This is a genomic window from Caballeronia glebae (genome assembly GCF_001545035.1).
Lineage (GTDB): Bacteria > Pseudomonadota > Gammaproteobacteria > Burkholderiales > Burkholderiaceae > Caballeronia > Caballeronia glebae.
Genome location: NZ_FCOJ02000015.1, coordinates 14,264 through 40,777 on the forward strand (window position 1 = coordinate 14,264; position 26,514 = coordinate 40,777).

At 63.0% G+C, this 26,514-nt stretch carries 25 protein-coding genes; 16 read left to right on the top strand and 9 right to left on the bottom strand.

What is annotated here, in order from left to right:
* Window positions 1–288: 288 nt before the first annotated feature.
* Window positions 289–525, bottom strand: a complete 237-nt coding sequence (locus AWB82_RS12655) for a hypothetical protein (protein ID WP_086967487.1) — start codon at window positions 523–525, stop codon at window positions 289–291.
* An 81-nt stretch (window positions 526–606) separates the two neighbouring features.
* Entirely contained in the window at window positions 607–1,659 is a 1,053-nt protein-coding gene (locus tag AWB82_RS12660) for a LacI family DNA-binding transcriptional regulator (RefSeq protein ID WP_086967489.1), read from the bottom strand.
* 146 nt (window positions 1,660–1,805) lie between these two features.
* Between AWB82_RS12660 and AWB82_RS12665 the strand changes: the two genes are divergently transcribed.
* From AWB82_RS12665 to AWB82_RS12680, 4 genes are read left to right on the top strand one after another with little or no spacing between them, the layout of a single operon-like run.
* Entirely contained in the window at window positions 1,806–2,885 is a 1,080-nt protein-coding gene (locus tag AWB82_RS12665) for a fatty acid desaturase family protein (protein ID WP_086967491.1), read from the top strand.
* Window positions 2,886–2,903: 18 nt separating this feature from the next.
* On the top strand, window positions 2,904–3,212 hold the full coding sequence (locus AWB82_RS12670; protein WP_086967493.1) for a non-heme iron oxygenase ferredoxin subunit: 309 nt from the start codon (window positions 2,904–2,906) through the stop codon (window positions 3,210–3,212).
* 4 nt (window positions 3,213–3,216) lie between these two features.
* Window positions 3,217–4,458: an NAD(P)/FAD-dependent oxidoreductase gene (locus AWB82_RS12675; RefSeq protein ID WP_086967495.1), complete on the top strand. Its 1,242-nt coding sequence runs from the start codon at window positions 3,217–3,219 to the stop codon at window positions 4,456–4,458.
* 30 nt (window positions 4,459–4,488) lie between these two features.
* Window positions 4,489–5,298: an SDR family oxidoreductase gene (locus AWB82_RS12680; RefSeq protein ID WP_086967497.1), complete on the top strand. Its 810-nt coding sequence runs from the start codon at window positions 4,489–4,491 to the stop codon at window positions 5,296–5,298.
* 12 nt (window positions 5,299–5,310) lie between these two features.
* Here the strand turns inward: AWB82_RS12680 and AWB82_RS12685 are convergent, their stop codons facing one another.
* Entirely contained in the window at window positions 5,311–7,266 is a 1,956-nt protein-coding gene (locus tag AWB82_RS12685) for a methyl-accepting chemotaxis protein (RefSeq protein ID WP_086967499.1), read from the bottom strand.
* 83 nt (window positions 7,267–7,349) lie between these two features.
* The gene (locus AWB82_RS12690; protein WP_086967501.1) at window positions 7,350–8,222 is read right to left on the bottom strand and encodes a DMT family transporter; all 873 of its coding nucleotides are present in this window, start codon (window positions 8,220–8,222) and stop codon (window positions 7,350–7,352) included.
* 439 nt (window positions 8,223–8,661) lie between these two features.
* Here AWB82_RS12690 and AWB82_RS12695 point away from each other — a divergent pair, with 439 nt between their 5' ends.
* Entirely contained in the window at window positions 8,662–9,951 is a 1,290-nt protein-coding gene (locus AWB82_RS12695; protein ID WP_086967503.1) for an MFS transporter, read from the top strand.
* Window positions 9,952–10,038: 87 nt separating this feature from the next.
* Here the strand turns inward: AWB82_RS12695 and AWB82_RS12700 are convergent, their stop codons facing one another.
* Complete coding sequence (locus tag AWB82_RS12700; RefSeq protein WP_086967504.1) at window positions 10,039–11,028, bottom strand: LacI family DNA-binding transcriptional regulator; 990 nt, start codon at window positions 11,026–11,028, stop codon at window positions 10,039–10,041.
* A gap of 200 nt (window positions 11,029–11,228) precedes the next feature.
* On the opposite strand from AWB82_RS12700, the gene AWB82_RS12705 reads away from it, so the two are divergent.
* From AWB82_RS12705 to AWB82_RS12715, 3 genes are all read left to right on the top strand, one after another.
* The gene (locus tag AWB82_RS12705) at window positions 11,229–12,059 is read left to right on the top strand and encodes an NAD-dependent epimerase/dehydratase family protein (RefSeq protein WP_086967506.1); all 831 of its coding nucleotides are present in this window, start codon (window positions 11,229–11,231) and stop codon (window positions 12,057–12,059) included.
* On the top strand, window positions 12,056–12,964 hold the full coding sequence (locus AWB82_RS12710) for an SMP-30/gluconolactonase/LRE family protein (RefSeq protein WP_086967508.1): 909 nt from the start codon (window positions 12,056–12,058) through the stop codon (window positions 12,962–12,964). The genes AWB82_RS12705 and AWB82_RS12710 overlap by 4 nt, the downstream gene beginning before the upstream one ends.
* 231 nt (window positions 12,965–13,195) lie before the next feature.
* Entirely contained in the window at window positions 13,196–14,542 is a 1,347-nt protein-coding gene (locus AWB82_RS12715; protein ID WP_086967510.1) for an MFS transporter, read from the top strand.
* A gap of 58 nt (window positions 14,543–14,600) precedes the next feature.
* Here AWB82_RS12715 and AWB82_RS12720 read toward each other — a convergent pair whose 3' ends face one another.
* Window positions 14,601–15,377, bottom strand: a complete 777-nt coding sequence (locus tag AWB82_RS12720; RefSeq protein WP_086967512.1) for a FadR/GntR family transcriptional regulator — start codon at window positions 15,375–15,377, stop codon at window positions 14,601–14,603.
* Window positions 15,378–15,522: 145 nt separating this feature from the next.
* On the opposite strand from AWB82_RS12720, the gene AWB82_RS12725 reads away from it, so the two are divergent.
* The 7 genes from AWB82_RS12725 (at window position 15,523) to AWB82_RS12755 (ending at window position 22,359) form a co-directional block, all read left to right on the top strand.
* Complete coding sequence (locus AWB82_RS12725; RefSeq protein ID WP_086967514.1) at window positions 15,523–16,365, top strand: NAD-dependent epimerase/dehydratase family protein; 843 nt, start codon at window positions 15,523–15,525, stop codon at window positions 16,363–16,365.
* Window positions 16,366–16,468: 103 nt separating this feature from the next.
* Window positions 16,469–17,215, top strand: a complete 747-nt coding sequence (locus AWB82_RS12730; RefSeq protein ID WP_086967516.1) for an amino acid ABC transporter permease — start codon at window positions 16,469–16,471, stop codon at window positions 17,213–17,215.
* Window positions 17,212–17,865, top strand: coding sequence for an amino acid ABC transporter permease (locus AWB82_RS12735; protein ID WP_086967518.1), 654 nt, complete (start codon window positions 17,212–17,214; stop codon window positions 17,863–17,865). Before AWB82_RS12730 ends, AWB82_RS12735 begins: the two co-directional genes overlap by 4 nt.
* Window positions 17,849–18,577, top strand: coding sequence for an amino acid ABC transporter ATP-binding protein (locus tag AWB82_RS12740; protein WP_086967520.1), 729 nt, complete (start codon window positions 17,849–17,851; stop codon window positions 18,575–18,577). Before AWB82_RS12735 ends, AWB82_RS12740 begins: the two co-directional genes overlap by 17 nt.
* Before the next feature lie 47 nt (window positions 18,578–18,624).
* Window positions 18,625–19,422 carry a transporter substrate-binding domain-containing protein gene (locus AWB82_RS12745; protein ID WP_086967522.1) on the top strand — a complete coding sequence of 266 codons (798 nt, stop codon included), beginning with the start codon at window positions 18,625–18,627 and terminating at the stop codon, window positions 19,420–19,422.
* Window positions 19,423–19,753: 331 nt separating this feature from the next.
* Window positions 19,754–21,475 (top strand): ubiquinone-dependent pyruvate dehydrogenase, encoded by a 1,722-nt coding sequence (gene poxB / locus AWB82_RS12750; protein WP_086967524.1) that lies wholly within the window; start codon window positions 19,754–19,756, stop codon window positions 21,473–21,475.
* Window positions 21,476–21,507: 32 nt separating this feature from the next.
* A complete protein-coding gene (locus tag AWB82_RS12755; protein ID WP_086967526.1) occupies window positions 21,508–22,359 on the top strand; it encodes an alpha/beta fold hydrolase in 852 nt (283 codons plus the stop codon).
* Between the two features lie 43 nt (window positions 22,360–22,402).
* Here AWB82_RS12755 and AWB82_RS12760 read toward each other — a convergent pair whose 3' ends face one another.
* Window positions 22,403–23,194, bottom strand: coding sequence for a DUF899 domain-containing protein (locus AWB82_RS12760; protein WP_086967528.1), 792 nt, complete (start codon window positions 23,192–23,194; stop codon window positions 22,403–22,405).
* A 143-nt stretch (window positions 23,195–23,337) separates the two neighbouring features.
* A complete protein-coding gene (locus tag AWB82_RS12765; RefSeq protein ID WP_086967674.1) occupies window positions 23,338–23,847 on the bottom strand; it encodes a DUF6622 family protein in 510 nt (169 codons plus the stop codon).
* Window positions 23,848–24,211: 364 nt separating this feature from the next.
* Between AWB82_RS12765 and panS the strand changes: the two genes are divergently transcribed.
* Window positions 24,212–25,171, top strand: a complete 960-nt coding sequence (gene panS / locus AWB82_RS12770; RefSeq protein WP_086967530.1) for a ketopantoate/pantoate/pantothenate transporter PanS — start codon at window positions 24,212–24,214, stop codon at window positions 25,169–25,171.
* Window positions 25,172–25,223: 52 nt separating this feature from the next.
* Here panS and AWB82_RS12775 read toward each other — a convergent pair whose 3' ends face one another.
* The gene (locus AWB82_RS12775; protein WP_086967532.1) at window positions 25,224–26,480 is read right to left on the bottom strand and encodes an MFS transporter; all 1,257 of its coding nucleotides are present in this window, start codon (window positions 26,478–26,480) and stop codon (window positions 25,224–25,226) included.
* Window positions 26,481–26,514: the final 34 nt, after the last annotated feature.

Genomic DNA, 26,514 nt, shown 5'->3' on the forward strand with positions numbered 1-26,514 from the left:
ATACTAGTAGAAAAATGGCCACGTGAAGCCGGGTTTCGTCGGATTCGCTTCGTATCGGCGTCGCGCGATGACTCGCAAACGTTATCGTCCTGAGTCGATGCGCGCGGCTCGGTGCGCTTCACCACACGCGGGGACATCTTCAGTGCGGAGGTGTGACGAACGGTTTCATGATGCAAGCAACTGTATCAATGGACTGCACATTTTTCTTATGTCTTCGGTGCAACGATTGCTAAAGAAGAAAAAAATACGCTTTACGGAGTTTCCGCGGCGATTGCGTCTTCCTTGCTGTCAACGATGCTTATAAACGAATTGCCCGAGCGCCTGCGCCGAGGGTTGCGTGGCCCAGCCGCTTTGCGCGGCGCCGTCCATGCTGGCTCCGTAGTCGGCATGGTGATCATTCGACTGTTGCACATTTCGGCTTTGGCCCTCTGCGTTGGCACGCGCGGATGGCGCGGGCGATTGCGCATAGCAAAGCATCGGCATCGTGACCGAAGCGGCGAGCAGGGCGGCTGCGAGTTTCTTCATGATCGTTCTCCTTGAGTGAATCGAACACAGTAAGGAGGCTAGGTCCGAAGAATTAGCCGGCTATGAGGGCTTCGATCGTGCTCAGACGTTCTCCGGCGTATACAGCTGCGCCGGCAGCGGATACTGACTCGCCTGCGCGGCTTCACCCGGCAACGCTTGCAACGCTCGCAGCATGGCCTGAATGGCCGTCTCCGCGATGCGCTGAAGCGGCGTGTCGATCACGAGATCGATGACACCTTCGACTAGCGCCTCATACCGGTCCGGCATCAGGTCGCTGCACACGGTCACGATGCGTCGCCCGGCTGCTTCCTCGCGCAGCGCGCGAATCACGCCGCCCACGCCGCCCCCGGGAATATAGAGCCCGGCGAGATCGGCATGACGCGCGAGCATCGCAAGCGTCGCTTCATAGGCGAGTTGTTTGTCTTCGAGATTGATCTGCGTATCGAGTACACGTAGCCCGGGCGCGTGCTCGCGCAAGTACGAGCGAAAGCTGATCTCGCAGCTTTCCTGCCCGAGATAGCGCGGCGTGCCGACGAATACGCCAACTGTGCCTTCGTCGCGACGCGTGAGGCGGCTCACGGCCCACGCCGCCGTGCGTCCGCTCTTGCGCGGATCGACGCCGATATAGCCCGCGCGCAGGGGCGCACTCAGATCCGATAGCAGCGTGACCGTCGGCTTGCCCTGTCCGTGAAGCGTATCGATTGCGGCCGTCACATGCGGATGGTCCACCGCGACCACGCCGAGCGCATCCGCTTGTTCGCCGAGCGATAGCAGCGTGCGTGCAATGGAAGCCGGATCCAGTTCGTCCATGTATTCGATGACGGCATCGCAACGCTCGGGTTCGTGGCGCGCGGCTGCGTCTGTCAGGATGCGCGCAAAGGTCTGATAGAACGGGTCCGCGCGTTTCTGCAGACAGAACCCGAATGTGTAGCGCTCGTGACGCTCGCCGCGTTGCGCGCGCAGGCGATCGCGCATCAATCCCGCGCCGTGATAGCCGATGCGCTCGGCCGCTTCGATCACGCGCAACGCCGTTCCCTCGCGCACGCTGATGCGCCCGTTGAACACCCGATCGACGGTTGCGGGACTCACGCCCGCGGCCTCGGCCACTGACTGAAGTGTGGGACGCTTGCTCATCTTTGATGTAATTGATGGGTTATCAGCTCGCGCGATGATGTCTAAAGATAGCAAATGCAAGCAAGCATTGCACAAGCTACGCATCCACTTTTATCATCGATTCAACGACTACAAATGATGTGATTCCAATCATAGCTTGAGGTGACATGATGGATTCAGAGCAATCGCAAGGCGCGGCCGAGCGGGAAGGCTATCGCGATTACCAGTTGATCGGCGGCGCGGGGGAGCGCGCGAAAGCGGCCGGTCTCGTCAGTGCGGACTGGTATAAGTGCGCGGTGCCGCGTCCGGTCATGAAGAGCCTGATGCAGCGCGGCGACGCACGCGCGATTCGTGACACGTTGCTCTGGTACGCGTCGATCGTCGCGAGCGGCGTGCTTGCATGGTTCGCGTGGCGCGCGCATTCGCTCTGGGCAATTCCCGCGTTTCTTCTTTACGGCGCGCTCTATTGCGGCCCCGCGGATTCGCGCTGGCACGAGAGTGGTCACGGCACCGCATTCAAGACGTCGTGGATGAACAAGGTTCTCTATCAGGTCGCGTCGTTTCAGGTGTTTCGCCGTCCGACGATCTGGCGCTGGAGTCACGCGCGTCATCACACGGATACGCTGGTCGTCGGGCGGGATCGCGAGATCGCTGTGCCGCTGCCGACGGACTGGATGAGCCTCGCGTTGAACGTGTTCGCGCTAAAGCACGCCGCAGGCGAAGTGCCGAAGATCATTTCGTCGGCGTTCGGCAATATCGGCGAAGAGGAAAAGACCTACGTGCCCGCGTCGGAATGGCCGAAGGTGATTCTGGAAGCGCGTGTGACGCTCGCGATATATGCCGTGGTGATCGGTGCTTGTTTCGTGTTCCATTCGATCTTGCCGCTGCTTTATATCGGCTTGCCGAGTCTCTACGGCGCGTGGCTCTATCTCTTCTTCGGCCTCACGCAGCACGCGGGCATGCCTGAGAATGTGCTCGATCATCGCAAGAACTGCCGCACCGTGATGATGAATCCCGTGTTTCGCTTTCTCTATCTGAACATGAACTATCACGTCGAACATCATATGTTTCCGATGGTGCCCTATCACGCGTTGCCGCGCCTGCACGAAGCAGTGAAACACGATATGCCGCCGCCTTACACAAGCACGGTCGCGGCCTATGCGGAGATCATTCCGGCGCTCGTGCGGCAGGCGCGCGATCCGTCGTATCACGTCGAGCGGCCGATGCCCGCCGCGACGCAGGCATAACCGAAGGAGACCGGTTTCATGACGCAATGGATCGATGCAGCCGCGACGGACGATATCGAAGATGAAGACGTGATGCGTTTCGATCACGATGGGCATACCTTCGCGATCTACCGCGTGAACGATGCCGTGTACGCCAGCGATGGCCTCTGCACGCACGAGCAAGTCCATCTGAGCGACGGGTTCGTGATGGACCATGTCATCGAATGCCCGAAGCACAACGGACGCTTCGACATCCGCGACGGCCGGCCACTGTGCGCGCCGGTCTGCGAAAAGTTGCGGACGTATCCCGCGAAAGTCGAGCGCGGCCGCATCTTCATCGAGGTCTGACGCCATGGTTCACGAAGCGCTCGAACGCGCGATGGTGATCGTCGGCGCGGGTCATGTCGGCGGACGCGCGGCGCTGGCGCTGCGCGAATTCGGCTGGCAAGGGCGCATCGTGATGATCGGCGCGGAAGCGCATCTGCCCTACGAGCGCCCGCCATTGTCCAAGCAATTGCTGACGGGCGAGCGCGAGGCGTTGCACTGTCAGTTGTGCTCGCGCGATGCATGGCAGATGCATCGCATCGAGCATGTGATCGGCCGTGTCGAAGCGATCGCCCCCGACAGGCGCGAAGTGCGCCTGGAGCATGACAGCCGCGTCGCGTATCAAGCGCTGCTTTTGGCCACGGGTGGTCATGCGCGCCGCCTCGCTATTGCTGGCGCGGATGCGGAAGGCGTGTGCACATTGCGCACGCTCGACGACGCAGCGCACGTCGCTTCGCGGCTCGTACCCGGCGCGCGCGTGCTGATCGTGGGTGGCGGCTTCATCGGACTGGAGGCCGCCGCATCCGCGCGCAAACGGGGTTGCCTTGTGTGCGTGATCGAAGGCGCCTCGCGATTGCTCGGGCGGGCGGTGCCGGCGGCTATCGCACACGAGGTGCAACGCCTGCATGAACGTCATGGTGTCGATGTGCGTGTCGGCGTCGCGCCGGTTGCGATCGAACGCATGGCGAACGATGCGATTCGCGTCTCGCTGTCCGATGGCAATTCGATCATCGCTGATTGCATCATCGTGGGTATCGGGATCGAACCGGCGGACGAGCTCGCGCGTGAAGCAGGTCTTGCGGTGAATCGCGGCGTGATCGTCAATGGCGAACTCGAAACGGCCGCGCAGGGTGTTTTCGCGGCGGGCGACATCGCCATTCATCCGAGTCGCTTCACGGGCGCGCCGATCCGGCAGGAAACGTGGCACAACGCCGAGACCCAGGCTCGCGTCGCAGCACGCAACATGCTCGGCGCAAAGGCCGTCTATGAAGATGTGCCCTGGTTCTGGTCGGATCAATACGACCATCAACTGCAAGTGGCCGGCGAGCCGTCGCTCGGTGCGCGCACGGTCAAGCGTCTGCTCGGAGACGCCGGTTCGATCGACTTTCATTTCGATGCAAACGGGCGGCTCGTCGGCGCGAGCGGCTTCGGCGCCACGAGCGCGATCGCGAAGGATATGAAGCTCGCGCGCATGCTGGTCGAGCGCGGGCTCTCGCCCTCGGCCGAATTGCTTAGCGATGCAACTATCAGGCTCAAGAGCTTGCTTTAGCGGCAAGCGACCACGGCACGGAGAAGCACGATGACTCAGTTCGAAGGCAAGGTGGCGGTCATCACCGGCGGCGCGCAAGGACTCGGTGCGGCGGTAGCGGCGCTCTTCGCGGAGCGTGGCGCGCATGGCATCGTGATTTGCGCGCGTTCGAAGGACAAGGGAGAAAACAAGGCGCGCGAACTTGCCGAAGTGAGCGCGGCGCAAGTGCGCTTCGTCGCGGCCGATCTGTCGCGCGTGGAAGATTGCCGCGCGGTCATAGCCGCCGCGGATGAACAGTTCGGACGCGTGGACGTGCTCGTAAACGCTGCGGCAACGACGGATCGCGGCACGATTCTCGACACCGATCCCGAGCTCTTCGACCGCATGTTCGCGACAAACGTGCGCGCGCCGTTCTTTCTGATGCAGGAAACCATCCGCATCATGAAGCGCGAACATATCGAAGGCGCGATCGTCAACATCTGCTCGATGTCGGCGATGGCGGGGCAACCGTTCATCGCCGCGTATTGTGCGTCGAAGGGCGCGCTCGCGACGCTCACGCAAAACACCGCTTATGCGCTGCTACGCAATCGCATTCGCGTGAACGGGCTGAATCTCGGCTGGATGGCGAGCGAAGGCGAAGACCGGATTCAGCGCACGCATCATGGCGCGGACGACGAATGGCTCGATCGCGCCGCGGCCGCGCAGCCTTTCGGGCGATTGATCAACACGAACGAAGCGGCGCGTGCGGTCGCTTATCTCGCGAGCGCGGAATCGGGTCTCATGACCGGATCGATGATCAACTTCGATCAATCGGTGTGGGGCGCTTACGACAGCGCGCCTCATCCGCTCGAACCGCTTTGAACGATCGATGGCTTACACGCGGAACATGCTGACCACGCGCGCGAGGCGCTCGGCCTGATCGCGCAATTCGGCGGTCGAATGCTCCGCTTCACCGACGAGCGACGCGTTCTGCTGCGTCGCTTCGCCGATCAGCATGACCGCGCTGTTCACCTGCTCGATGCCGCTTGCCTGCTCGCGTGACGCAACGCCGATTTCATTGACGATCGCATTCACGCGCGAGACCCGCTCGACGATGCCGCCCATCGTGCTGCTCGCTTCCTCCGCGATCTTGTAGCCCTGCGCGACCTTCACGGCCGATTCGGCGATCAGCACTTCGATCTCTTTTACAGCGCCCGCGCTGCGTTGCGCGAGCGCTCGCACTTCCGACGCGACGACCGCGAAGCCTCTGCCGTGTTCGCCCGCGCGCGCGGCTTCGACAGCGGCGTTCAACGCGAGAATGTTGGTCTGGAACGCGATGCCTTCGATGGTCGCCGTGATATCGGCGATGCGTCGCGCCGATGCGTCGATCTGGCCCATCGTTTCGACCACGCGCCCGACGGCATGGCCGCCCGCGCGCGCCGCATCCGATGCCGACGCGACGAGCGCTCCCGCCTGCGCGGTATTTGCCGCGTTCTGCTGCACGGTGCTCGTGATTTCTTCCATGCTCGCAGCGGTTTCCTCGACGCTCGCCGCTTGGGTGGCGATGCGTGTGGCGATGTCGCTGCTGCCCGATGCGATGCGCGCCGTGCCTTCGTTCATGTCGGCCGATGCGCTGCGCACTTGCGCGACGATGCCCGCCAGCCCGCGCGCGATGCCGTCGATCGCACGCATCAGCCGGCCGATGTCGTCCTCGCGCGCGCTGTCGATGCGCACGGTCAGATCGCCCTCGGCGATGCGCTCGGAAGCGCGCGTCACCTCGTCGATGGGGCGCCCGACGAACCGCGCGACTGCATAGAGCAGCATGCCGACGAGCAGCGCCACGACAACCAGGCCGAGCAGCAGAAAGCGATTGCGGCTCGCGTGCACGTTCGCGAGCAGTTCGTCGCGATAGGCAATGCCGCCGATCATCCATTGCCATTGCGGCACCGTCATATAGACGATTTCCTTCGTGCCGCCATGCACACGCGCATCCGCGCCGGCGATCTCGACGCCGTCGAACGAGAGCTCGCCTTCGTGCGCATCGAGCATCTGCTTGAAGGGCGCCACGCGCTCATCGGCCAGTTCGCCTTTCGAACCGGGATGCACGAGCAGCTTGCCGCGATTCGCGCCGTTCGATGCATCGACGACGAAGTGATAGCCACTCGTGCCGATCACGAGCTTCGCGATGGTGTCCTGCAGCGCGGCGAATTCGGCTGTCACGTCGACGCCCACGAAGAGCGCGCCGATGACACGGCCCGATGCATTGGTGACGGGCTTGTACTCCGTGATGTACTGCTTGCCGAAGAGCGTCGCGATGCCGATATACGGCTTGCCCGCGAGGATCGGCGCATACGCGGGGCCGGCGCGGTCGAGCAGCGTGCCGATCGCGCGCGTGCCGTCCTGCTTCTTGAGCGAAGTCGTCACGCGCACGAAATCGTCGCCGGTGCGGGCGAAGATCGTCGCGATCGCGCCGCTCTCCTCCAGGAAGGCGTCGGGAATCGCGAAGTCGTTGTTCAGCGGCTTGTCGCCCGCGAGGAAGATCGGCGTGGCCTTGCCGCCGATATCGACGGTGCGGGTCTCATCGAGCGTGAATGCAGCAGGCAGGCGGTGCGCGAAGATCGTCATGAAGCGCGTGACTTCGGCGCTTACGGCTTTGTCGTACAGGCCGATCATCGTCGCGATCGAACGATTCTCGCTTTCGACGCGCGCGAGCGCATGTGTGTCGACTTGCTCGCCCGCGCTCTGCGTGACGGCGACGGTGAAGAAGGCAACGACGACTGCCGTGAGCGTGCAGGCGAGCACGGCGAATTTGGTCCCGACTTTCGTGCGGGCCAGAACATTACGAAGCATGGGGGATGTCTGATCGATAAGAGTTGTCATGACACTTATCGGCAGATGTTTAACAAGTCTTTAATTTTGCGCTTCGCCGTGCGCTACTGGCGCTGCCTCATCGCGAGCGCGACGCCCGAGAGCGTGAGCGCCATTGCAATGGCTTCGCGTGTGCCGAGCGGCTCGCCGAGCGTAAGCGCCGCCGCGACGATGCCCATGATCGGCACGAGCAACATGCCGATGGACGCGACATCGGCGGGCAGGCGGCGCAGCGTCGCGAACCACGCGAGATAGCAGACGGCCATCGGCACGAGGCTCATGTAGACGAGCACGGCCCAGCCATCGGGACCGAGAGCGGAGAAGACCGGATGCTCGATAAAGAGGCCGAGCACGATCATCGGCGCGCAGCCTATGCCGACTTGCCATGCGACCAGCGTAATCGGCGCAAGGGGCATGGGCGTGTGCGTGATCACCGTGCCGAGCGCGAACAGCACCGCTGCGGCAAGTGCGAACGCGATGCCGGCGAGCTTGCCGCCGTCGAACGAAAGACCATGTGCCCCTAGCAGCACGACGACGCCCGCGAGACCGAGCGTGAGCGCGCAAAAACCGGCCACGGAAGGCTTGCGTTTCGCGATGGGCCATGCGAGCAACATCGCCCAGATCGGCATGGTGTAGACCAGCAGCGCGCCCTCGCTGACCGACAACCATTTCATCGAAAGCGTGGAAAAGCCCATCCACGCGAAGACGTTGATCGCGGATGCGAGCAGCAGTCGCGGGACGAGCGGGCGCGGCACGCGCATGTTCTCACCGACGAATTTCGCGATGACGCCGAGTAGCAAGGCGGCCGCAATGCCGGCGACACCACGCGAGAAGAGCGGCGGCCACTCGCGCAGCAGGATTTTCATGGCGGGCCAGTTGAGCGCCCAACCGGTGGCGGTGACGAGCAGGCAGAGAAACCCCGTCAGGCGAGCGGGCATGGCAAGCGTCTCTTCGTCGTTGTTTGGGGGTGGATCATACCGGCGACGCGACGCCGGTCGAAGGCCGGCGCCGGCATTTTGTATGCATTAGGCAGCATGCAAAACGCCAACTTGTAGGCAAAACGCCAAACGCAAGCGCGGCGCTATAGCAGGCGCGCTCGATTCGTGGGAAGTTTTGAAAAACGATTAACAAGCCAGGCGCTTGGGATTGCCAGCTGGCGCGGCCATTGTCCCGGTTGAAGGGCGTCGCTCCTAGCGCTGATTAGGGCAAATACCAGGATGGTCAACAAACATCAAACCCACTATTCTTCGAAAAACGTTTTCCAAAACCCGGCCGGCTAGCGCTTTTAAACGGCGCAACGCCATCGCCACGGCGCTCGTCGCCGTTCACGCAACAAGAAACGCGGCACGACGAGCGCCGCCGCGTCCGGAGACTTTCATGAACACTGTCGTTGCCGGCGCCGTGCGTACCGCCAGCCGCTATCGCTGGACCGTGTGCGCGCTGCTCTTCTTCGCCACGGTCATCAACTACATGGACCGGCAGATCCTCGGTCTGCTCGCCCCGATGCTTCAGCACGACATCGGCTGGACGCAGGTGCAGTACGGCCGCATCGTGATCGCGTTCTCGGCTTTCTATGCGGTCGGTCTGCTTTGTTTCGGGCGCATCGTCGACTGGCTCGGCACGCGCATCTCCTACGCGCTCGCGATGTTTATCTGGAGTATCGCGGCGATGCTGCACGCGGCCGTCGGCTCCGTGATGGGCTTCGCGATGGTCCGCGCGCTGCTCGGCATCGGCGAGGGCGGCAACTTCCCGGCCGCCATCAAGACGACCGCCGAATGGTTCCCGCGCCGTGAACGCGCGCTCGCGACCGGTATCTTCAATTCCGGCGCGAACATCGGCGCGGTGTTCGCACCGGCGCTTATTCCGGCGCTCGCGGTGGCCTTCGGCTGGCGCTCGGCGTTCGTGCTAGTCGGGGCGATCGGCCTCGTGTGGCTCGTCGTGTGGTTCGTGATGTATCGCCAGCCGGACGGCCGCGCGCATGACGACGAAATCGCCGACGAAGGCGACGACACCAACGCCGCCGACGCCGTCAACGTCAAGGCACGCGCGCCGGGTTTCAAGGAACTCATGGGCAAGCGCGAGACGTGGGCGTTCATCGTCGGCAAGTTCCTGACGGACCCGGTGTGGTGGTTCTATCTGTTCTGGCTGCCGAAATGGCTCAACGAATCGCGCGGCATGGACATGCAGCACATCGGCCTGCCGCTCGTCGTGATCTACGCGATCACCACCATCGGCAGTATCGGCGGCGGCTGGATTTCTTCCGCGCTGCTGCGTAAGGGCTGGAGCGTGAACGCGGCGCGCAAGACCGCGATGCTGATCTGCGCATGCGCCGTGTTGCCGATCGCGTTCGTTTCGCAGGCGGAGAACTTGTGGGTGGCGGTGGCGATCGTCGGTCTCGCGGCGGCGGCGCATCAGGGCTGGTCGGCGAACCTCTTCACGACGGCATCGGACATGTTCCCGCGTCGTGCGGTGGGCGCGGTAGTCGGCATCGGCGGCATGGCCGGGTCGATCGGCGGCGTGCTGTTCTCGGAAGTGATCGGCCAGGTGCTGCAGCGCACGGGCCACTACTGGGTGCTGTTCGCAATCGGCGCATCGGCGTATCTCATCGCCTTCGCGATCATGCATGTGCTCACGCCGAAGATGACGCCGGCGAAGCTCGCGGCGTAATACGCAACAACGACGTATCAACGGGTAATCGGACTCACCATGCGCCGCGCCGCCAGCACTCGAAACCTGCAGGCGACGCGGCGCGCGTCATGCAACCGCCGCAGTCGATTCGCGCACGATGAGCCGCGGCTCGAACATGGAGTTGCCGGGATCGGGATGACCGGCGAGGGCGTCGATGAGCTTCTGCATCGCGAGTTCGCCCATCTTCTCGCTTTGGATGTCGACGGTCGTGAGGCCTGGCGCGGCGTATGCGCCATACGGCACGTTGTCGATGCCCGTCACCGACACGTCCTGCGGCACGCGAATGCCGAGCGACGCGGCTTCCTTCATGAAACCGAGCGCGATCAGGTCGTTGTAGCAGATCACCGCTTGCGGGCGCTTCGGGCCGAGCATCACGCGCGAGCAAGCTTGTTCGCCGGCCAGCGAAGTCGGCGCGTGTGCTTCGTAGATGTCGAGTTCGAGGCCCGCTTCGGCAAGACATTCGCGCGCGCCGCGAATCCGTTCATCGTTGATGCGCGCGTGCTCGAAGCCGAGATACGCGATACGGCGATGCCCGAGATCGAGCAGATGACGCGCGAGCATGTAGGTAGCGAGGCGGCTGTTGATGCCGACGCTCGGAATAGGCAGTTCGGCGTTGCGCAGCAGCACGACGGGTTTGTCGAGATCGAGCATCCACTGCGCGTTTTCGTCGGGCAGACGCGAGCTGACGAGCAGGCCGTCCACGCGCTGGGCAAGCGCTTCGATGAGCGGCCGCTCGCGCGCCTGATTCTCGTCGATGTCGACGAGCAGCAGCGTGTAGTCGTGCCGCAGCGCGATGCGGTTCGCGCCTTTCACGACATGCGTGAAGTGCGGATTGCTGATGTCGAGGATCGTGATACCGATGGTGCGCGTCTTGCCCGTGATCATCGAACGCGCGAGCGGGTTCGAGCGATAGCCGAGCGAATCGATGGCTTCCTTCAGCCTGGCTTCGACCGGCGCGGAGAAGCGCTGCGCGCCGTTGATGTACTTCGAGACGGTCGCGACGGACACGCCCGCTGCAGCGGCGACGTCGCGAATGGTCGGGGAAATTTTCTTCATTCGGAGGGTAACGTTTTCGTACTGTTAACAGATTGTCGCAGAAAATCAGGAAACGATGAGATCGAATCTTGCATTTTGAATGCGGCCTTTTGCATGCCATGTACCGATTGACGGCACGGCTGCCCAGTCGCTACAGTCCCGAAAACGTTTTCTTCCTTTTTGCTTTCAACGCATTTTTCACGTTTTGAACAGGAGTCTCGATGAATCAGCCAAACGCAGCGGCCAAACCGTTCAAGCGCCTGCTTCTGACCGGCGCGGCCGGGAATCTGGGTCGTCAGTTGCGCGGCGCGCTCGCGCAATGGGCCGACGTCGTGCGGCTCAGCGACATCGCCCCGCTCGACGATGCGGCGAGCCATGAAGAAATCAGCGCCGTCGATCTCGCGGACCGCGACAAGGTGATGCGGCTCGTCGAGGGCGTCGATGCGATCGTGCATCTCGGCGGCATTTCAATCGACGCGCCGTTCGACGATCTGATCGAAGCGAATATTCGCGGCACGTACAACATTTATGAAGCGGCGCGTCGTTACGGCGTGAAGCGCATCGTGTTCGCGAGTTCGAATCATGCAATCGGCTTTCATCCCGTCACTGAAGTGCTCGACGCCGATTCCGCGCATCGCCCGGACAGTCTCTATGGCGTGACGAAGTGCTTCGGCGAATCGCTGTCGCGCTATTACTTCGATCGCTTCGGCATCGAGACGGTGAACCTGCGCATCGGTTCTTCGTTCGAGGAGCCGAAGAATCCGCGCATGCTCGTCACGTATCTGAGCTACCGCGATTTCATCGAGCTCGTGCGCTGCTCGCTGTTCACGAATCGCGTGGGCCATATGGTGGTGTATGGCGTGTCGGACAATCCGGTGAAGTGGTGGGACAACGCGAAGGCCGGTTTCCTCGGCTTCAATCCGCAGGACAGTTCCGCGCAGTTCAACGCGCTCTTTCCGGCGAGCGGACCGACCGCCGATCGCGACGACCCGGCGCAGCGCTTCCAGGGCGGCCCGTTCGTAATGGGCGAACCGATGGAGCGCAAACAATGAGCGCCACGGTGCGCGCGCAACGGCTCGACGCGGCCGGACGCGCGACCGTCGGCGAATGTCCGGTATGGCGTGCGCAAGAGGGCGCGCTGTATTGGGTCGATATTCCGGCGCGCCGTATCGTCCGGCTCGAAATCGAAAGCGCGCGCCGTACGGAATGGGCGTTCGACGAACAGGTCGCATGCTTTGCGTTCGACAAGACCGGGCGCGTCGTCGCGGGCATGGAAAGCGGCATGTTCGGCGTGACGCTTGCCGATGCGAACGAAGCGCGCGCCGTGAAGCTCGCCGCGCCGTCGTTTCCCGCCACGGGCATGCGCTTCAACGATGGCCGCTGCGACAGGCAAGGGCGCTTCTGGGCCGGCACGATGGTGCAGGACATGTCCCTCGCGAGCGCGGTCGGCGCGTTGTATCGCTTCGACGAGAAGGGTGTGTTGTCGACGGCCGTTGTCGATGGTTTGATCACGCAGAACGGCCTCGCGTGGTCGCCGGATGGCAGGACGATGTATCTCTCGGACTCGCATCCGCAGCGCCGTATCGTGTGGGCATTCGACTTCGATACCGAGACCGGCACGCCGGGCGCACAGCGCGTTTTCGCCGATCTGCATCACTACACGGGCCGCCCCGACGGCGCCGCGGTCGATGCCGACGGCTGCTACTGGACCTGCGCGAACGATGCCGGACGCTTGCTGCGCTTCACGCCCCGAGGCGAACTCGATCGCGAGATCGCGTTGCCCGCGAGCAAGCCGTCGATGTGCGCCTTCGGCGGCAGCGATCTGAAGACGCTCTATGTCACGACGATTCGTCCGTCGACGAATGCAACTGACGACGACGGCCACGTCTTCGCCTTGACCCCGGGTGTGCAAGGATTACCGGAACCGGATTACGCCGGACTGTTACCGGTAGCATGATCTTCACGAAACGGGGCGACCATTCGCCCCGTTCGCAATTTTTTCCGCACAGTTTGGGACGCAAACGATTCGGTGCACCGCGCTGGCGCGCATCGATTCGATGCACACGTTACGCTTCGGAACCGATACCAAGAACAAACACCAATGCTTTAAATCCTTCTGAAAGAGTAGGCTCCGCAGATACCCCGAGTACCGGCGATCGACCGATTCTCTAATCCGGAGGAGACATTGATGGACCTTGAAGCTCGCACCATGAAGCGCGTGATGGTTCGCCTCGTGCCGTTCCTGATCTTGTGTTACTTCATCGCTTATCTGGACCGCGTCAACGTCGGCTTTGCTGCATTGCAGATGAACAAGGCGCTCGGTTTCACTGCGAGCATGTTCGGCTTCGGCGCCGGCATTTTCTTTATCGCGTATTTCTTCTTCGAGGTTCCGTCGAATCTGCTGCTCGAACGATTCGGCGCGCGTCGCTGGATCGCACGCATCATGTTCACGTGGGGCATTCTCGCGGCGGCGATGGCTTACATTCCGCAGATCGCTCAGGCGACGGGTCTTTCGAACGCTTACGTGTTCTACGGCCTGCGCATCCTGCTCGGCGTGGCGGAAGCGGGCTTCTTTCCCGGCATCATCTTTCTGCTGACCTTGTGGTTCCCGGCGAAGTATCGGGGCCGTGTCGTCGGCTACTTCATGGCGGCGATTCCGCTTTCCACCGTGATCGGCGGGCCGATCTCCGGCGCGCTCCTGCAGATGGACGGCATCCACGGCATGCAGGGATGGCAATGGCTGTATCTGATCGAAGCGATTCCCGCGTTGCTGCTCGCGTTCGTCGTGTTCTTCTATCTGACCGACCGGCCCTCCGATGCGCACTGGCTCGCGAAGGAGGAGCGTGACTGGCTCGTCGATCGCCAGGCGCACGAGCGCGCGCATCGCGAATCCGTGCATGCGTTCAGCGTGAAGCAAGCCATCTTCAATCCGCGCGTGCTGGCCATTGCGTTGATCTACTTCGGCGCGAATGCAACTAACTATGGCCTGAGCTTCTTCCTGCCGCAGATCGTCAAGTCGTTCGGCCTGACCAACTTGCAGACGGGTTTCGTCACGTCGTTGCCGTATGCCGTGGGCGTCGTCAGCATGGTGCTGTGGGGCCGTCATTCGGATCGCAAACTCGAACGCCGCTGGCATGTGGCGATCGCGCTGATGGTCGCGGCGGGCGGCATCGCGGCATCGGCCGGGCTCGACGACCCGGTGATGAAGATGATCGCGCTGTCGATCGCGGGCTTCGGCATCTTCGGTTGCCTGCCGGTGATCTGGACGCTGCCGGCTTCGTTCCTGTCGGGTGCGGCGGCGGCCGGCGGCATCGCGGCGATCAACTCGCTCGGCAATCTCGCGGGCTTCTTCGGTCCCTATGCGATGGGCTGGATCAAGGACAGCACGGGCGGCTTCGGCGCGGGCCTGTTGTGCCTTGCAGGGGCGGGCATGGTCGGCGTGGCGGCGGTCTTGCTGCTGCATCACGATCAGGCGCTGGAGACGATTCCCGGCGCGCATGACATCGACGATGGCGAGCCGAACATGGCGCGTTGATAGGGCGCGTTGATTCGCATCGATCAGAGGGCCGCGCTGACGCGCGGTCCTCTCGCATTCATTCGGCCGCCGCCTGCGCGCGCCTCAATCTCTCCCGGCTATTGATCAGATGCAGGCGCATCGCAGTGCGCGCCGAATCGGCATCGCCGCGTTCGATCGCATCCGCGATCTGCTCATGCTCGCGATTCACGCGCAGCAGATACTCCGCGTTTTGCTCGCGCGGAATCGGCGTCGCCGTGATGCGCGTGCGCGGAATCATGCGCGTGCCCAGATGCTCCATGATCTCGACGAAATAGCGATTGCCCGTCGCATGCGCGATCTCCATGTGAAAGCGCAGATCGGGCGAAACGGTATCGGTCGCTTCGCTCACGCTCCGTGAGAAATCGGCGAGCGCCGAGCGCATCGTCGCGAGGCGCGCGGCGTCGCAACGCATCGCGGCGAGCCCCGCGCTTTCCGTTTCGAGACTGATGCGCAATTCGAGAATGGCGAGCGCATCGATGGAACCGGCGACATCGGCCGGATCGAGTTGCAGTAGCGGCGAGTGGCCCGCTTCGCACACGAACGTACCGATGCCATGCCGTGTCTCCACGAACCCCGCCGCCTGCAGGCGCGACAGCGCCTCACGCACGACGGTGCGGCTCACTCCGAAGCGCTGGACCATTTCCGCTTCGGTCGCGAGGCGGTTGCCGGCCTTCAGTTCCTGCGAATCGATTTGCGCGCGCAATGCATCGACGAGTTGCGCGGTGAGGCTGCGTCGTGCGCCGGGCAATACAGCGGATGATGCATCGGCCGAGGCGGGCAGCGTGGCGGCATGAAGATCGGGCGATAGCGTCACGGCGTTCTCATTGGAGTGGGTTTTACACACATTGACAAATCGTTCGGCAAATGATGATATGCGTCATGCGGTGATATGACAACGTACAAGAAGATGCGCGCAGGGTAATTCCCTAGCGACGACAGCCTTCAGGAGACACAAATCGATGGAACAACAAACCAATTCTTCGGCCGGCGACGTCGCGCAGTTCGATCGTCTGTTGCTGACGGGCGCCGCGGGCGGAATCGGACGCGCGATCCGGCATCGCGTCGCGGAATTCGCGCGGCACGTGCGTATCTCGGACTTGCCCGGCGTCCTGTCGAGCGAAGCCGCGCTTCACGAGGAAATCGTTCCCTGCGATCTGGCCGACCGCCAGGCCGTCGATGCGCTCGCGAAGGATTGCGATGCGATCGTTCATCTCGGCGGCGTGTCGGTCGAGCGTCCGTTCGAAGAGATTCTCGAAGCCAACATCAAGGGCGTGTTCAACCTTTACGAAGCTGCGCGCCGGCAGGGCGTTAAGCGCATCGTGTTCGCAAGCTCGAATCACGTCACGGGTTTCTATCGGCAGGACGAACGAATCGACGCCGCCGCGCGCAAGCGTCCCGATGGCTACTACGGCTTGTCGAAATCGTTCGGCGAAGACATGGCGCAGATGTATTTCGACCGCTACGGCATCGAAACCGTGAGCATTCGCATCGGCTCGGTATTTCCGGAGCCGAAGGACCGCCGCATGATGGCGAGCTGGATGAGCTACGACGATTTCCACGACCTGTTGCGCCGCAGCCTCTTCACGAAGGACGTCGGCCATACGATCGTCTTCGGCATGTCCGCGAATGCGCATACATGGTGGGACAACCGCTGCGCCGCGCATCTCGGCTTCGTTGCGCATGACTCGTCCGAGCCCTTCCGCGAAAAGATCGAAGCGACGCCGCCGCCCGCGCCCGACGATCCGGTGGCCGTGCTGCAAGGCGGCACGTTCACGACGACTGGCCCGTTCGACCCGGTTTAATGCATGCGAAATGCAGTATCACGGCCTGCGTAGTATGTCGTCATACATCCAGCGTTGGGCGCGCACGGCTTAGCGCCCAGACCTAACAGGGACTTTTGCCGCCATGTTTTCTCTCGATTTTTCACCGCTGCTGCCGTACTGGCCGACGTTCCTGCTAGGCGCATGGCTCACGCTCAAGATGACCTGCGTGGCCGTGTTTTTCGGGCTGATCCTCGGCATGCTGGTCGCATTCGCCAAGCGCGCGAAAGTGCCGGTGCTTACGCGCGTGTGCATCCTCTATATCGAAGCGGTGCGCAATACGCCGTTTCTCGTGCAGATCTTTCTGCTCTACTTCGGTCTCGCGAGCATCGGCTTGCGCATGCCGACCTTCGCGGCCGCCGCGCTCGCGATGACGATCAACATCGGCGCATATGCCGCCGAGATCATTCGCGCCGGGCTGGAATCGGTGCCGCGCGGACAGATCGAAGCGGCCGAGTGTCTCGGGCTTTCGAAGTGGCGCATCGCCTGGCATGTGATGTTGCAGCCGTCGATCGAGAAGGTCTATCCCGCGTTGACGAGCCAGTTCCTCTTGATGATGCAGGCCTCCGCGATCGCCTCGCAGATCTCCGCGGAAGAACTCACGGCGGTCGCCAACACCGTGCAGTCCGACACGTTCCGCTCGCTCGAAACATACATCGTGGTCGCGGCGCTGTACCTCGTGTTGTCGCTCATCATCAAGCTCATCGCGTGGGCCGTGGGCGAGCATCTTTTCAAGCGCCGACGCGCGATCCGTCTTGCGGCGAAACGCGCCGGCAAGACGCCGCCCGATCCCAAGCGCATCGATACGGTTATTCCCGGAGGTGCGGCATGAGCGGCGGATTCACGTCATCGCACCTTGTTTATCTGGTGCAATCGATCGGCTGGACGCTCGTGCTTTCCGCACTCGCATTCGTGCTCGGCGGTATCGGCGGATTTGTCGTGATGCTCGCGCGCATCTCGCCGCGCACATGGCTGTCGCGCACGGCGCTCGTGTATATCGAGGCGATTCAGGGCATTCCGCTCCTGATCCTGCTCTTCATCGTGTACTTCGGTTTGTCGGTGTATGGCTATCAGGTGCCCGCGCTCGTCGCGGCTGGCCTCGCGCTGATGGTCTATTCGAGTGCGTATCTCGGCGATATCTGGCGCGGCTGCATCGAAGCTATGCCGAAGCCGCAATGGGAAGCATCGGAATGCCTGTCGCTCACGCGCTGGCAGACGTTGCGCCTCGTGATCATCCCCCAGGCGATGCGTCTCGCGCTGCCGCCCACCGTCGGCTTTCTCGTGCAGCTCATCAAGATGACGTCGCTCGCTTCGGTGATCGGCTTTATCGAACTGACGCGCGCGGGACAGATCATCAATAACTCGATCTTCCAGCCGTTCCTCATCTTCGGGCTGGTTGGCGCTTTCTATTTCGTCCTGTGCTATCCGCTTTCGCGCTGGAGCCAATCGATGGAGAACAAGCTCAATGTCAGCAATCGTTAAAGTCGGCGATATTCACAAGAGCTTCGGCTCCAATCATGTTTTAAAGGGCGTGTCGTTCGAGGTCAACAAGGGCCAGATGATCGCCGTGATCGGCGCGAGCGGTTCGGGCAAGAGCACGGCGTTGCGTTGCATCGACAGGCTGGAGACGATCGATCAAGGGCAGATCGAAGTGTGCGGCATTCGCGTCGACGATCCTCTGGTCGATCTGCATCTGTTGCGCCGCGAAGTCGGCATCGTGTTTCAAAGCTATAACCTCTTTCCGCATCTGACTGTGGAAGAAAACATCATGCTCGCGCTGCGTCACGTAAAGAAGATGTCGCGCGACGAAGCGCGGCGCATCGCGACGAACGTGCTGGAGCAGGTCGGTCTCGGACAGAAGGCCGATGCGTATCCCGAACAATTGTCGGGCGGACAGCAGCAGCGCGTGGCGATTGCGCGCTCGCTCGCGATGTCGCCGAAGGTCATGCTGTTCGACGAAGTGACATCGGCGCTCGATCCGCAACTGACGGGCGAAGTGCTGCGCGTGATGGAAGACCTCGCGGCCGACGGCATGACGATGCTGCTCGTCACGCACGAGATGGCGTTCGCCAAGCGCGTGGCGGATCGCATCATCTATATGCATCAGGGAAAGGTATGGGAAGTGGGCGACGGCAGCATGCTCGATGCGCCGCGCACGCCCGAATTGCGCGCGTTCCTCGGCAACGGACTTTGATATCCGCAGCATCAATCCAGCAACATTAATAACGACGGAGACGTAACTTGAAAGCGAAATCAATCATTGCACGCGCGGCCCTCGCAACGTTGATGATGGCAGGCGCCGTGCATGGCGCGATGGCCGATCAACTCGACGACATCAAGAAGGCGGGCGTCGTGCGCGTCGCGATAGCAATCGGCACGCCGCTTTTCAGCTATGCGGACCAGAACCTGAAGCCGGCGGGATCGGACGTCGATACCGCAACGGCGCTCGCGAAGGATCTCGGTGTGAAGCTGGAACTCGTGCAGATCACCAACGCCGCGCGCATTCCCACGTTGCAGGCGAAGCGCGCGGACCTCGTGATTTCCTCGCTGTCGGTCACGCCGGAGCGCGCGAAAGTAGTCGATTTCTCGAATCCGTATGCGGTCATCTCGATCATCGTCGGCGGCGTGAAGTCGGCGAGCGTGAAAGGTTATGCGGACCTCGACGGCAAAACCATCGGCCTCACGCGTGCGACGGTGAACGATACGCTGACGACGCAGCAGGCGAAGGGCGCTCAGATCCAGCGCTATGAAGACGATGCGACGCTCATCACCTCGATGGTCACGGGGCAGGTCGACATCTTTTCGAGCACGCCTTCGAACCTGAAGGAAATGCAGGACCGCGCTCCGCAACGCAACATCGAGATGAAGTTCGAGCAGAAGACTTTCGATCTGGGCATCGCGATGAGCAAGGACCAGCCGCGCCTGAAGGAATGGGTGAACAACTGGGTCGGCGCGAACATGAAGAGCGGCAACCTCAATACGATCTACAAAAAGTATCACGGCCGTGATCTGCCGGAGAGCGTGCGCACGGGTGCGTGAGCGTCCGGTTTCATACTAGCCACGCGCGATGGAGCCAGGACGATCGATCCGGCTCCGTCGCGGTTTGCATTCCGCATACCGAATTCCTTCCGAAATAATGCATTTCGATATACCGCGATTGCATTGCTCAAAAATCCGCCGCGTAGTGCGCTGAATCGCCGCGCCACGCGGCCCGCGCACCGTCCCGGACAACCGCCTTGCTACGGCGTACAATCCTTTCGCGTTTTGAATCCAGCATACATTGAGCCAACGGCGGAGGCGCGGTGGCGCGCGTCATTCTGTCGCGACTCCGTCTTTTATTAGACATCCTCTCTTCATCACAGGAAGCATCATGGGAAAGAACACAATAGCGGACTATCTCGCGAAGACACTCGCGGCGGCAGGCGTGGAGCGAATCTGGGGCGTGACGGGCGACAGTCTGAACGGACTCGCATACAGTCTCGACCGCCTGGGCTCCGTCCGCTGGATGCACACGCGTCACGAAGAAGCGGCCGCTTTCGCGGCCGGCGCGGACGGCGCCACGACGGGCAAGCTCGCGGTGTGCGCGGGCAGTTGCGGTCCCGGCAATCTGCATCTCATCAACGGCCTTTACGATTGCCATCGCAATCAACAACCGGTGCTCGCCATCGCGGCGCACATTCCGTCCACGGAGATCGGCCTCGGTTACTTCCAGGAAACGCATCCGCAGGACTTGTTCAAGGAATGTAGCCATTTCGTGGAACTAGTGTCGAATGCTTCGCAGTTTCCGCGCGTGCTCGAACGCGCGATGCGTGCGGCGATCGAGCAGCGCGGCGTCGCGGTGATCGTGTTGCCGGGCGACGTCGCGTTGAGCGAAGGACCGGATCTGGAGCCGCGCTGGACCACGAGCGCACCAAGCGCGATCGTGCCGGCCGAGACGGAGATCGACAAGCTCGCGAGTCTTCTGAACGGCAGCAAAGCGGTGACGATCATGTGCGGCAGCGGCGTCGCGGGCTCGCACGACGAAGTGGTCGCGCTCGCCGATACGCTCGGCGCGCCCGTCGTGCATGCGCTGCGCGGCAAGCAGTTCATCGAGTACGACAATCCGTTCGATGTCGGCATGACGGGGCTCATCGGCTTCAGTTCGGGCTATCACGCGATGATGTCGTGCGACACGCTGCTCCTGCTCGGCTGCGATTTCCCGTATCGCCCGTTCTATCCGCCGAAGGCGAAGATCGTGCAGATCGACTGGCGCGGCTCGCAACTCGGACGCCGCGCGCCGCTGGAAATGGGACTCGTCGGCACGATCAAGGAAACGCTGACGGCGCTCTTGCCGAAGCTTCAGCGCAAAGAGGAGCGGCGTTTCCTGGAGAATGCGCTCAAGCACTACGCCACCGCGCGCAAGGACCTCGACGATCTCGCGACGCCATCCGCGCCGGGACGTCCGATTCATCCGCAATATCTGACGAAGCTCGTCGACGAAATCGCAGCCGACGACGCGATCTTCACCGTGGACGTCGGCACGCCGACAGTCTGGGCCGCGCGCTATCTGAAAATGAACGGCAAGCGCCAGTTGCACGGCTCGTTCAATCACGGATCGATGGCCAACGCGATGCCGCAGGCGCTCGGCGCGCAGGCCGCGCGAGCACAACGGCAAGTGGTGTCGCTATCGGGTGACGGCGGCTTGTCGATGCTGCTCGGCGATCTGCTTTCCGCCGTGCAACTCGACTTGCCGATCAAGGTCGTCGTGTTCAACAACAGCCTGCTCGGTTTCGTGTCGATGGAACTGAAGGCCGCCGGCTATGTCGACACCAACGTCGATCTCAGCAAGACCGATTTCGCGCAGATCGCGAAGGGCGCGGGCATCTGGTCGGTGCGTGTCGAGGAGTCGGAGCAACTCGAAGGCGCGCTGCGGGAAGCCTTTGCGCACAAGGGACCGGCGTTGGTCGATGTCGTCGTGGCGAAGCATGAACTCGCGATGCCGCCAGCCATCGAGCTATCGCAGGCGAAGGGCTTCAGCCTTTATATGTTGCGCGCGGTCCTGAGCGGGCGCGGCGATGAAATCGTAGAACTCGCGCGCACGAATCTGCGTTAAGCAGTCGGGCATCGACCTTCGAGGGATGCGCCATGAGTGAACCGAACGATGCCTTGCCGCTCGATCATGCTTTCGATTTCGAAGGGCAAGCCGTGCGCTATGGCGTGTTCGGCGAAGGCGCGCCGCTCGTGCTGGTGCACGGCACGCCGTTTTCATCGCAGGTGTGGCGACGCATCGCGCCGATTGCGGCACGCTCTCGGCGCGTGCATTACTTCGATCTGCTGGGATACGGCGAATCGGACATGCGCGACGGGCAGGACGTGTCGCTCGGCGTGCAGAATCGCATGCTCGCGGCGCTTCTCGCTCATTGGCGCACCGGCTGGAATGGCGCTTTACCCGACGTGCTGGCGCACGACTTCGGCGGCGCGACATCACTGAGAGCGGCGTTGCTCGATGGCTGCGCGTATCGTTCGTTGATGCTCGTCGATCCGGTCGCCGTCGCGCCGTGGGGATCGCCCTTCGTGCGTCATGTGCGTCAGCACGAAGCGGCGTTCGCGGGCGTGCCGCCGTACATGCATCAGGCGATGCTCGATGCGTATCTGCAAGGCGCCGCACATCGACGCTTGCCGGAAGAGAGCTTGCGCGTTTATACGCGACCGTGGACGGGGAACGTCGGGCAGGCCGCGTTCTATCGGCAGATCGCGCAGATGGATCAGCGATACACCGATGAGGTCCAGTCGCGCTACGGCGAGTTGAAATGCCCCGTGTCGATTCTCTGGGGCGAAGAAGACGAATGGATACCGGTCGAGCGCGGCGTCGAACTCGCGTCGCTGATTCCCGGCGCGCGCTTCACGCGCGTGCGCGGATCGGGACATCTGATGCAGGAAGATGCGCCCGAGGCGATCGTCGGCGAGTGGCTGACGTTCGTGGGCGCAATCGAATGAGCGCGATCAGAGGCGGTACCGGACGCCTACCTCGGCAAGATATTCACGCCTTGTTCTTTGCGCTTTCGGCGCGGAATGCCGCTTCGCCGGCATCGGATATCTCGACCCATTTCTTGTCGGGCGGCGCATCGTCGAGATAACTGTCGTGCCAGTTCCACCACTTGTAAGTCGGCGTCTGCGGATAACCTTCAGGCGAGTCTTCCCACAGTTCCTGACGGCCGAGCGGAGTGATGTCGAGGTAATTCCACGTATTGCCCATCTGCTCGTCGCCGCGATTGTTGAGGAAGTACGTGCGGAATACGCGATCTCCTTCACGGAAAAATACGTTCGTGCCGTGCCATTCGTCGACGCCGAAGTCGGCATCGAAGCGATCCGTCAGCGTGAACCAGGGAATGTTCCAGCCCATGCGTTCTTTGAGCCGCGCGATGTCCGGTTGCGGCGCGCGCGATACGAAAACGAGCGTGGTGTCGCGCGCATTCAGGTGCGCGAGATGCGCGACCTGATCGGCGACGAGCGAGCAGCCACGGCACGCATGCTCCGGCCATCCGAAGACGCCGGGCTCGTAGAACGCGCGATACACGATCAACTGACGCCGACCGTCGAACAGATCGAGAAAGCCGACGCTGCCGTCAGGACCTTCGAACACGTAGTCGGTCTTCGCGGCGGTCCACGGCATGCGGCGGCGTTCGGCGGCGAGCGCGTCGCGGGCGCGCGTATGGGCCTTCTCCTTCACGAGCAACTGCTGACGCGCCGCTTCCCATTCCTCTTGCGACACGACAGGCGGCGTGCGCATCACAGTCTTCGCGCGGCTTCCATTTTCGTCCGATGTAGTCATGGCTTTGCAACCTCCTGAGTTGAACTCTTGCTCGTTGTTTGCCGTGATTCAGTCTGACTCGAAAAGCGGATAACCGAGAGTAACAAGTGTGACGCCATTTGCGCGATCGTGCGTCCCCATGGATCGACGCAAGACAGAAGCGCTCAGGCCCACGAAGCACGCAGCGCATGCATCGTTTTCCAGTACGTGAGGAAGCGTCCGGCGAAGATACCCGCGACGATCCCCGACACGGCCGCATCGATCGCGACATAGGTCGTGAGCGCCGGCAGGTACGACACGGTCGCCATCTCGAACCCCAGCCAGAACTTCGCGATGAACGTTGCGGCGATCAGCACCATGGGCAACATGGACCCGGGCAACATCACGGTTCGCGCGATCGGATCGACGATAAAGCGGCTCTGGCTCGCAAGGAACACGCCGCCGACGATGCCCACACCCAGCGTGACGATCCACACGGCGACGGCGGTCCATCCCGCGAGCGGCGACGCCACCAGATGCGCGATGCCCATGCCCGCGAAAATTAACGGAACGATCGCGAGCTTCCAAAGCGGTGTTGTGCTGGCCTGCATCGCCTTGATGCCGCGATACAGCAGGAACGCGAGAAGCACCCAGACCCACGTCGGCGTGCCTTGAATGATGGCGATTGGCGTCATGATCATCTCCTTGCAAGCGGTTGTTTGATGCGCATGATGGCGCCGCAGAATTAGCGGCGAATGAGTCCGCGCGCCGGACGTTTGCATCGCGAGAATTAAGCGGATTCCGAAAACCGGCCGCGCGCCGGGTAAAATGCGACGCCTGCCCGCCGCCCGGCCGGAATCGCGCGTAACCCGCGCGTAATCCGCGCGTAACCCGCGCGTAACCCGCGCGTAACCCGCGCGTAACCCGCGCACCGGCATCGCGGGCCGCGTCCGCCCCACGAAGGCAAGCTTCCGTCCGTCTGCGCCTGTCCGGTCAACCCGCGCACGCCGCTTTCACTGAACCCCACACGACACGCAACGACATTCGAGGATCGTTTTCATGCTTGCCCGCGTCACCCGCCTTTTCCCGTTCTGGGCCGTGCTGGTTTCCATCGCCGCCTATAGCGTTCCTTCCTCCGTGGCCGGCATCGCGCCGCACGTCACGACGCTTCTGACGATCATCATGCTGTCGATGGGCGTCACGCTTTCCATCGACGATTTCAGGCGCGTGTTTTCGCGGCCCGCGCCGGTTATCGCGGGCATCGTGCTGCATTACCTCGTGATGCCGCTGGCCGCGTGGGCGATCGCCCGGGCGCTGCGCATGCCGCCCGATCTGCTGGCGGGCATGGTGCTCGTCGGCAGCGTCGCGAGCGGCACGGCGTCGAACGTGATGATCTATCTCGCGCGCGGCGACGTGGCGCTGTCCGTCACGATCAGCGCGCTATCGACGCTCGTCGGCGTATTCGCGACGCCGCTGCTCACGCGTCTTTATGTCGATGCATCCATCGCCGTCGACGTACACGGCATGCTGATGAGCATCGTGCAGATCGTCGCGCTGCCGATCGTGGTCGGCCTCGTCGTGAATCATCTGTTCGGCAAGCTCGTGCGCAAGATCGAATGGGCGCTGCCGCTCGTGTCGATGGTGTCGATTCTGCTCATCATCGCCGCGGTGGTCGGCGGCACGCAGAAGAGCATCGCTTCGGTGGGCATGGTCGTCGCGGTGGGCGTGGTGCTGCACAACGGCATCGGGCTTTTGGGCGGCTATTGGGGCGGCCGTCTGCTCGGCTTCGACGAAGCCGTCTGCCGCACGCTCGCAATCGAAGTCGGCATGCAGAACTCGGGCCTCGCGGCCACGCTCGGCAAGCTGTATTTCACGCCGATCGCGGCCTTGCCCGGCGCGCTTTTTTCCGTGTGGCACAACCTCTCGGGATCGATGCTCGCGGGCTATTGGGCGGGACGCCCCGCGAAAGGCTCGACGCGCGATGCGGATGCGCAAGGGGCCGTCGTCCGGCAGGGATGAACGTGAGGAAGAGGGCGCGCGCGCAGTCGGTCGTCGGACCGATGCACGCGCGTCAGGTCGCGGCGAGCGATGCTTGCGCGACCGGCCGGTCGTCGATCGGAAAATGCAGCAGCGCCGCGACGAGCCCGGCGATGGCCGTCGCGCCCCAGATCAGCGAGTACGAACCGGTCGTGTCGAACACATAGCCGCCGAGCCACGCGCCGAGAAACGATCCGAGCTGATGACTGAGAAACACGACGCCGAATAGCGTGCCCAGATGCCGCGTGCCGAACACCTTCGCGATGAGCCCATTGGTGAGCGGCACCGTGCCGAGCCACGTCAGCCCCATCACGGCAGCGAAAATGACGACGGATACGCTCGTCGTCGGCAACAGGACGAAGAGCGCGATCGCGCCGCCGCGAATCAGATAGAGCCACGCGAGCACGTGATGCTGCCGCCAGCGTCCGCCGAGCCAGCCGCATCCCCAACTGCCGATCATGTTGAAGAGCCCGATCAGCGCGAGCGCCGTCGCGCCGAGTCCGACCGGCATGTGGCACAGCATCAGATAGCCCGGCAGATGCGTCGCGATGAACGCGAGTTGAAAACCGCAGGTGAAGAAGCCGAGCGTCAGCAGCCGATATCCGCGATGACGCAACGCATACGCGAGCGTCTCGCGCAGCGGCATAGGGGCGGCTTGCGCGTGTGTTTCATGCGATGCCGACGCCTCGCTCCGGCGGCTCGCGCGATCGAGCACGATGCCGAACGGCGCGGCGAGCAGCAACACGAAGGCGAGGGCATAGAGCGACGCCGACACGCCGGCATGCACGCGCACTTCCTGCGCGAACGGCACCATCAACACTTGCCCGAGCGAGCCGCCCGCGCTGGCGAGACCCATCGCGACACTGCGCGTTTGCGGCGAAGCCACGCGCCCGACCGTCGCGAGCACGACGCCGAAACTCGTGCAACTGATGCCGATTCCGACGAGCAAGCCGAGGCCCAGCACGAGCATCCAGCCGGAGGTCGCGGCGGCGGCGAGCGCGAGTCCCGCGGCGAACGTGGCCGCGCCCATCGCGACGACCGGCGTCGCGCCGTAACGGTCGGCGGCGGCTCCCGCGAACGGCTGCGCGAAGCCCCACACGAGGTTGTGCAGCGCGATCGCGAAGGCGATCAGCGTGACGGGCATGCCGCGATCGAAGGAAAACGGCCCGATGAAGAGCCCGAAAGTCTGACGCACGCCCATCGCGGCGCTCAGGATCAGCGCGGCCGCGCCGATGAGCGCCCACGTCGTCGCGCGGTTCGTGCCCGGGCGTGTGGTCGATAGAGATGACATGGCTCGTTCCTCCTTGCGGCCATCGTCGCAGGCG

Coding starts and splice junctions, on each gene's coding strand:
- AWB82_RS12665 (WP_086967491.1), top strand. CDS start 1,806: ATGATGGATTCAGAGCAATCGCAAGGCGCGGCCGAGCGGGAAGGCTAT.
- AWB82_RS12655 (WP_086967487.1), bottom strand. CDS start 525: ATGAAGAAACTCGCAGCCGCCCTGCTCGCCGCTTCGGTCACGATGCCG.
- AWB82_RS12660 (WP_086967489.1), bottom strand. CDS start 1,659: ATGAGCAAGCGTCCCACACTTCAGTCAGTGGCCGAGGCCGCGGGCGTG.
- AWB82_RS12700 (WP_086967504.1), bottom strand. CDS start 11,028: ATGAAGAAAATTTCCCCGACCATTCGCGACGTCGCCGCTGCAGCGGGC.
- AWB82_RS12725 (WP_086967514.1), top strand. CDS start 15,523: ATGGAACAACAAACCAATTCTTCGGCCGGCGACGTCGCGCAGTTCGAT.
- AWB82_RS12685 (WP_086967499.1), bottom strand. CDS start 7,266: ATGCTTCGTAATGTTCTGGCCCGCACGAAAGTCGGGACCAAATTCGCC.
- AWB82_RS12680 (WP_086967497.1), top strand. CDS start 4,489: ATGACTCAGTTCGAAGGCAAGGTGGCGGTCATCACCGGCGGCGCGCAA.
- panS (WP_086967530.1), top strand. CDS start 24,212: ATGCTTGCCCGCGTCACCCGCCTTTTCCCGTTCTGGGCCGTGCTGGTT.
- AWB82_RS12775 (WP_086967532.1), bottom strand. CDS start 26,480: ATGTCATCTCTATCGACCACACGCCCGGGCACGAACCGCGCGACGACG.
- AWB82_RS12675 (WP_086967495.1), top strand. CDS start 3,217: ATGGTTCACGAAGCGCTCGAACGCGCGATGGTGATCGTCGGCGCGGGT.
- AWB82_RS12730 (WP_086967516.1), top strand. CDS start 16,469: ATGTTTTCTCTCGATTTTTCACCGCTGCTGCCGTACTGGCCGACGTTC.
- AWB82_RS12755 (WP_086967526.1), top strand. CDS start 21,508: ATGAGTGAACCGAACGATGCCTTGCCGCTCGATCATGCTTTCGATTTC.
- AWB82_RS12760 (WP_086967528.1), bottom strand. CDS start 23,194: ATGACTACATCGGACGAAAATGGAAGCCGCGCGAAGACTGTGATGCGC.
- AWB82_RS12740 (WP_086967520.1), top strand. CDS start 17,849: ATGTCAGCAATCGTTAAAGTCGGCGATATTCACAAGAGCTTCGGCTCC.
- poxB (WP_086967524.1), top strand. CDS start 19,754: ATGGGAAAGAACACAATAGCGGACTATCTCGCGAAGACACTCGCGGCG.
- AWB82_RS12735 (WP_086967518.1), top strand. CDS start 17,212: ATGAGCGGCGGATTCACGTCATCGCACCTTGTTTATCTGGTGCAATCG.
- AWB82_RS12710 (WP_086967508.1), top strand. CDS start 12,056: ATGAGCGCCACGGTGCGCGCGCAACGGCTCGACGCGGCCGGACGCGCG.
- AWB82_RS12670 (WP_086967493.1), top strand. CDS start 2,904: ATGACGCAATGGATCGATGCAGCCGCGACGGACGATATCGAAGATGAA.
- AWB82_RS12705 (WP_086967506.1), top strand. CDS start 11,229: ATGAATCAGCCAAACGCAGCGGCCAAACCGTTCAAGCGCCTGCTTCTG.
- AWB82_RS12695 (WP_086967503.1), top strand. CDS start 8,662: ATGAACACTGTCGTTGCCGGCGCCGTGCGTACCGCCAGCCGCTATCGC.
- AWB82_RS12765 (WP_086967674.1), bottom strand. CDS start 23,847: ATGACGCCAATCGCCATCATTCAAGGCACGCCGACGTGGGTCTGGGTG.
- AWB82_RS12690 (WP_086967501.1), bottom strand. CDS start 8,222: ATGCCCGCTCGCCTGACGGGGTTTCTCTGCCTGCTCGTCACCGCCACC.
- AWB82_RS12715 (WP_086967510.1), top strand. CDS start 13,196: ATGGACCTTGAAGCTCGCACCATGAAGCGCGTGATGGTTCGCCTCGTG.